The sequence below is a fragment of the Streptomyces sp. NPDC003248 genome (assembly GCF_055563235.1).
Genome location: NZ_JBVHDT010000020.1, coordinates 134,052 through 140,355, shown reverse-complemented (window position 1 = coordinate 140,355; position 6,304 = coordinate 134,052). Strand labels below are relative to the sequence as shown.

Sequence of the window (6,304 nt, the reverse complement as noted above, 5' to 3'; positions counted from 1 at the left end):
AGCGCATGGGAGAGTCCTTCCGCCAGGGCCGAGCAGCTGGCGTCTCGTCAGCTGAACCGACTCGGGCCCCGACGTGATCCACCGTCAGCCAGCACCCGGACCGCCACCACTCCAGGCGCTCAGGTGGGTGAACACCGTTCCGCTGCACGGCGGCGAGCCGCTCCGCGCCGGGACTCCGCCGCCCAGTGCCTCCGCCGACGGTCCATCAGAACGGGCGACCACCGGACCGGCCGGAGCCGCCCGCCCGGAGCCGCGCCGGCCGCAGCGCGGGCGCCGGTGCGCGCCGGGACGGCGGCGTTCCCGCCGCCCGGTGGTCGCCCCGCCATCCCGCCCGGTGGCCGGCCCGCCATCCCGCCCGGTGGTCGCCCTGCCACCCCGCCCGGTGGCCGGCCCGTGATCCCCTGCGCAGTCGCCCCACCGTCTCGTACGAAGTCGCCTCGTCACCCCGTGCGTGATCGCCGGACCCCGGTGCAGGCAGTCGATGTGATTGGCCCCGGCCCGCGTGGTTACTCCGTTCCCATGAAGGACGACAGGCCGCTCGCTCCGGCGATCGGGGCATCGAGCGGAACGCCGCCCCCCAGTGCACAGGCGGCCCTGCGCGGGAGGCCGACCCGGCCGGGGACGGCGGCCGGCGCCGGCCGCCCGGTCGGTTAACCCGCCCGTCGCGCGTGGCGTGCGCGGTCGGCCCGGCCGACGGAGGGTGGGGAGAGCTGTGCCCGCGAGGACGGTCGACCGTTCGATACGTCGTGCGAACGCCTGTTGCACAGCGAGCTGTGCGGGAAGTCGGCAGTTTTACGTACGCGTCCGCGGCCGAGTGGCCCAGGACGCCGAGGAGGACATGGATGAGCGAGCCCAATCCGGTGAAGAAGGCGGTGCGCAAGGTGGCGGAGAGCGTGCGGGGAGACGGGCAGGGGCCGGAAGAGGGTGTCCCCGGCAAGCCGGCGCCCGAGTCGCCGTCCGTCGCCGAGCCGACGGAGCCCCGCGAGCCGCTGCCGCCGAAGCCGGACCAGACCGGCCCCGACACCGTGTCGCCGACGGGGCAGCCGACGGGCGCCGAGCAGGCGCGGATGGCGCAGTCCGGCAGCTACCTGACCAACGCCCAGGGCACCCGGCTGTACGACACCGACCACTCGCTCAAGGCCGGGCCGCGCGGTCCCGTGCTGTTGCAGGACCACCACCTGCGCGAGAAGATCATGCACTTCGACCACGAGCGCATCCCGGAGCGCGTGGTCCACGCCCGCGGCGCGGCGGCGCACGGCGTCTTCCGCAGCTACGGCACGGCCGCGGCCGTGACGAAGGCGGCGTTCCTCGCGGAGGACGAGGAGACGCCGGTGTTCGTGCGCTTCTCGACGGTGCTGGGGTCGCGGGGCTCGTCCGACACCGTGCGCGACACCCGCGGCTTCGCGACGAAGTTCTACACCAGCGAGGGTGTCTTCGACCTGGTCGGCAACAACATCCCCGTCTTCTTCATCCAGGACGCGATCAAGTTCCCCGACGTCATCCACGCCGGCAAACCGCACCCGGACCGGGAGATCCCGCAGGCGCAGAGCGCCCACGACACGTTCTGGGACTTCGTCACCCTGCACACCGAGGCCACCCACCACACCCTGTGGAACATGTCCGACCGGGGCATCCCCCGCTCGTTCCGGACGATGGAGGGCTTCGGCGTCCACACGTTCCGCCTGGTCAACGCCGAGGGCGCCACGACGCTGGTGAAGTTCCACTGGAAGCCCAAGCTGGGCGTGCACTCCCTGGTGTGGGAGGAGGCGCAGATCATCAACGGCGTCGACCCCGACTTCCACCGCCGGGACCTCGCCGACGCCATCGAGGCGGGTGCGTACCCCCAGTGGGAGCTGGGCATCCAGACGTTCCCCGACACCCCGGAGCAGACCTTCGAGGGCATCGACCTGCTGGACCCGACCAACATCGTGCCCGAGGAGCTCGCCCCGGTACAGCCGATCGGCCTGCTCACCCTCGACCGCAACCCCTCGAACTTCTTCGCCGAGACGGAACAGGTCGCCTTCCACGTCGGCCACCTCGTCCCCGGCATCGACGTCACCGACGACCCGCTGCTGGCGGGACGTCTCTTCTCCTACCTGGACACCCAGATCACGCGGCTGGGCGGCCCGAACTTCCCGCAGCTCCCCATCAACCGGCCGCACGCGCCCGTCAACGACATGCTCCGCGACGGCATGCACCAGACCGCCGTCCACCGGGGCGTCGCCCCGTACCGCCCCAACTCGCTGGACGGGGGCTGCCCCTTCACCGCCGGCGCGGACACGGGCGCCTTCATCGAGACGCCCGTGCGGATCCCGGAGGCCACCAAGGTGCGCGAGGCCCCCGAGTCGTTCGACGACCACTTCAGCCAGCCCCGGCGCTTCTGGCTGAGCATGAGCCCCGTGGAGCGCGAGCACATCATCGGCGCCTACACCTTCGAGCTCGGCAAGTGCTACGAGCAGGCGATCAAGGAGCGGGCCCTGGAGGTCCTCGCCAACATCGACCCGCAGCTGTGCGAGCAGGTCGCGAACGGCCTCGGCCTGCCGGCGCCGAAGCCCACCGTGCCCCTCGCGGACGTCGAGCCCAGCCCGGCGCTGTCCCAGGTCGGCCGCACCTGGCCCACCGACGGCCGCGTCATCGGGATCGTCACCGGGGCGGACGGCGACCTCGACGGCGTGAGCGCCGTGCGCGAGGCCGTGCTGGGAGCGGGGATGGTCCCCCTCGTCGTCGCGCCGACCGGGGGCAAGCTGGGGGCGGACGGCGGTGCGCTGACGGTCCAGCGCACGTACGCCACCGCCCGGTCGGTCGAATTCGACGGCCTGCTGGTCGTCGGCACCCCCGCCGCGGGCAGCGACGCGTTCGGCGCCCGTGACGCCAAGGCCGCCCCGGCCCCCGGCGGACCGGACACCGTCGATCCCCGGGTCGCCCTGCTCCTGGCGGAGGCCTTCCGGCACGGCAAGGCCATCGGCGCGTGGGCGGGCGGCGCGGCCGCCCTCGAAGCGGCCGGAGTGCCCACCGGCGCGCCCGGTGTCGTGGTCGCCGACAGCGGCACCGGCGCGCTCGAGCAGCTGACCGGCCTGCTCGGCTCGCACCGGGTCTGGGAACGGTTCCCCACCACCGTCTGAGACGGACGGCCGCCGCTCCTCCCGGTGCCCCGGCCCCGGGAGGAGCGCTGTGATCACCGGGCCCCGGCGCGCTGAGCCGCCGGGGCCCGCCGCGGCACCGGGGCATCCGGAGTGCGGGCCGGTACGGAAGTACACCAGCGCGACTGTGCGACAGTACGACGGGTACGGCAGTACGACTGTGCGACAGTACGACGGGTACGGCAGTGCGACGGGTAGGGCAGCAAGACGGGTGCGGCAGCAAGACGTGTACCGGAGCGCGACGTGTACGGGAGCAGGACGCCTACCGGGGTACGACTCCACCGCGGACGCGAGTCGAGGAGGCAGGGACGTGACGGAGCCCGGGAACACGGAGGCCGGGAAGACGGAAGCCGGCCGGGAGGACTCCTCGCGCGAGCTCTCCGACCGGCTCGCCGCCCTGGGCACCGGCGCCTACCTCGTGGACGACAAGGGCTGCATCGTCGCCGTGAACGCGGCGGCCGAACGCCTGCTGGCCCGCCCCGCCGCGGAACTCCTGGGACACGACGCGCACGATCTGCTCCACCGCACCTCCCGAGGGGAGCCGATGGCGAGGTCCCAGTGCGGCATGCGGCCGATGTTCCACGCCGGCGGGACGGCCCAGGCCGAGCGGGACTGGTTCGAACGGGGGGACGGCTCCCTGCTGACCATCTCCTGGACGATCACCCCGTACGACCTCGGCGGCGGACAGCGGGGCACCCTGGTGCTCTTCCACCCGTCCGACGGCGCCGGCACCGCACGGGACCGGGCCGACGACTCCCTGCCGCCGTTCGAACGCCTGGCCCTGCTGGCCGAGACCACCACCCGGCTCACCTCCACGCTCGATGTCGACGAGGCGCTGGACCGCCTGGTCACGCTGGTGGTGCCCCTGCTCGCGGACTGGGCCGTCATCGACCTGATCACCGAGCGCGACGAGGTGCGGCGGGCCGTCGTCGTCCACCACGAGGAGGGGGCCCTGGTGCCTCACGAGGAGCTCCAGGGACCGATGCCGCCCGTGCCCGAGGAGTCCCCGATGCCGCTCTCCCGGGCGCTGCGCGGGGTCGCCTCCGCCCTGGCCGGCCCCCGCACCTACCAGGGCCCGCCCGACTCCGGCATCGCCGTCGAACAGCGCCGGCTGTTCGAGGCCACCGGCATCCACTCGGCGGTCATCGCCCCCATCCGCAGCACCCGCGAGGTGCTGGGGGCGCTCACCCTGGGCCGCTCCGAGAGACCGGCCGGGTTCACGACCGCCGACCTCGCGCTGCTGGAGGACATCGCGCGCCGGGCCGGCCTCGCCGTGGACAACGCGCGCCTCTACCAGCGGCAGCGCGCGGTCGCCGAGACGATGCAACGCCATCTGCTGCCCCAGATGCCGGGGGTACCGGGCGTGGAGATGACCGTCCGCTACCTGCCCGCGCCGGACGCGTCCCACGTCGGGGGCGACTGGTACGACGCCTTCACCCTGTCCGACGGGGCCACCGCCCTGGCCGTCGGCGACGTCGTCGGACACGACCTGGACGCCGCCGCCGGCATGGCCCAGGTGCGCAACATGCTCCGCGCCTACGCCTGGTCCCAGGAGGAACCGCCCAGCCGTATCGTCGAACGGCTGGACGACGCGGTCATGCACATCACCGAGGTCCCCATGGCCACCATGATCTTCGCCCGGATGGCCGAACGGAGCGGCGGGCGGTACGAGCTGGCGTGGACCAACGCCGGCCATCCGCCCCCGCTCCTGGTCACCCGCTCCGGCCTGGCCCGGTACCTCACCGACGGACACGACATCCTCCTGGGCACCGGTGCCCGCCGCAGCCGCCCGGACGCGACGCTCACGCTGCCGCCCGGCTCCACCCTCGTGCTGTACACCGACGGACTGATCGAGTCCCCCCGCCGCTCCCTCGACGAGGGGCTCGACCGGCTCCGCCGGCACGCCGCCTCCCTGGCGCACCGGCCCCTGGAGTCCTTCACCGACCGCCTGCTGGAGCGGACCCGGCCGGCCGACAACGACGACGACGTCGCCGTCCTCGCCCTGCGCACCCCGGGTGAGGCCCCGGAGGGCGCGGCGGGCGGCCGCTGACGTCGCGCCGGCCGCCCGTCCGGTGCCGGCCGGACGGCGGGCGCCCGGCTCACGCCTGCCCGGGGGTCCGGTCGGGGGCGGCCGGATGGATGCCGGGACCCTTGCGGTGTCCGGCCAGGGGCGTGGGGGAGAGGTCGGTGGGCTCCTCGCCCGCCTCCAGCAGGGTGTCCGCGACGCCCACGATCAGGGGGTCGGGCTTGCCCATGGCCTCGTGGTCCTTCGCCGGGTAGTCGCAGCGGTCCAGGAGGCTGCGCATCGCCTCCAGCCGGCCCCGCCGCTTGTCGTTGTTCTTGACCACCGTCCACGGGGCGTGCGGCGTGTCGGTGGCGCGGAACATGTCGACCTTGGCGGCCGTGTAGTCGTCCCACCGGTCGAGCGAGGCCACGTCGGTGGGGGAGAGCTTCCAGCGGCGCACCGGGTCGACCTGGCGGATGGCGAACCGGGTGCGCTGCTCCGCCTGGGACACGGAGAACCAGAACTTCACCAGCAGGATGCCGTCGTCGGTGAGGAGCCGCTCGAACAGCGGGGCCTGGGCGAGGAAGGTGCGGTACTCGTCCTCCGTGCAGAACCCCATCACGCGTTCGACGCCGGCCCGGTTGTACCAGGAGCGGTCGAAGAAGACGATCTCGCCGCGGGCCGGCAGGTGCGCCACGTAGCGCTGGAAGTACCACTGGCCCGCCTCCCGCTCGGTCGGCTTCTCCAGCGCCACGACGCGGGCGCCGCGCGGGTTGAGCCGTTCGGTGAAGCGCTGGATGGTGCCGCCCTTGCCGGCCGCGTCACGGCCCTCGCAGAGCACGACGATCCGCTGACCGGTCTCCTTCACCCAGCGCTGCATCTTGAGCAGCTCGATCTGGAGGATGCGCTTGGTCCGCTCGTACTCGGGCCGGGGCATCTTCCGGTCGTAGGGGTAGTTCTCCCGCCACGTCCGCACGGGGCGTCCGTCGGCGTCGAGGAGGATCGGCTTCTCGGGCCTGCGCTCGTCCACGCTCAGGCCGTCGAGCAGCCCGTCGGGCTCCCCGGCGTCGTCGTGCGGGCCGGCGTTCTCCGGGCCCTGTGGTGTCTCGGCCATCTCCCCATCGTCTCCTCGGCCAGTGCTGACGGTCGCCGGCGACGC

The 6,304-nt window shown here is 73.6% G+C and carries 3 protein-coding genes; 2 read left to right on the top strand and 1 reads right to left on the bottom strand.

What is annotated here, in order from left to right; all coding sequences use genetic code 11:
* Positions 1-842 precede the first annotated feature (842 nt).
* Both ACZ3KJ_RS32455 and ACZ3KJ_RS32450 read left to right on the top strand, forming a co-directional pair.
* Entirely contained in the window at positions 843-3,122 is a 2,280-nt protein-coding gene (locus ACZ3KJ_RS32455; RefSeq protein WP_467532240.1) for a catalase, read from the top strand.
* Between the two features lie 328 nt (positions 3,123-3,450).
* Positions 3,451-5,190, top strand: coding sequence for a SpoIIE family protein phosphatase (locus tag ACZ3KJ_RS32450; protein WP_467532239.1), 1,740 nt, complete (start codon positions 3,451-3,453; stop codon positions 5,188-5,190).
* A 49-nt stretch (positions 5,191-5,239) separates the two neighbouring features.
* On the opposite strand, the gene ppk2 is transcribed toward ACZ3KJ_RS32450, so the two are convergent.
* Positions 5,240-6,259, bottom strand: coding sequence for a polyphosphate kinase 2 (gene ppk2 / locus ACZ3KJ_RS32445; RefSeq protein ID WP_467532237.1), 1,020 nt, complete (start codon positions 6,257-6,259; stop codon positions 5,240-5,242).
* Positions 6,260-6,304: the final 45 nt, after the last annotated feature.

Excerpts from the sequence above, each read along its gene's own strand:
- ACZ3KJ_RS32455 (WP_467532240.1), top strand. The coding sequence starts at position 843 with ATGAGCGAGCCCAATCCGGTGAAGAAGGCGGTGCGCAAGGTGGCGGAG.
- ppk2 (WP_467532237.1), bottom strand. The coding sequence starts at position 6,259 with ATGGCCGAGACACCACAGGGCCCGGAGAACGCCGGCCCGCACGACGAC.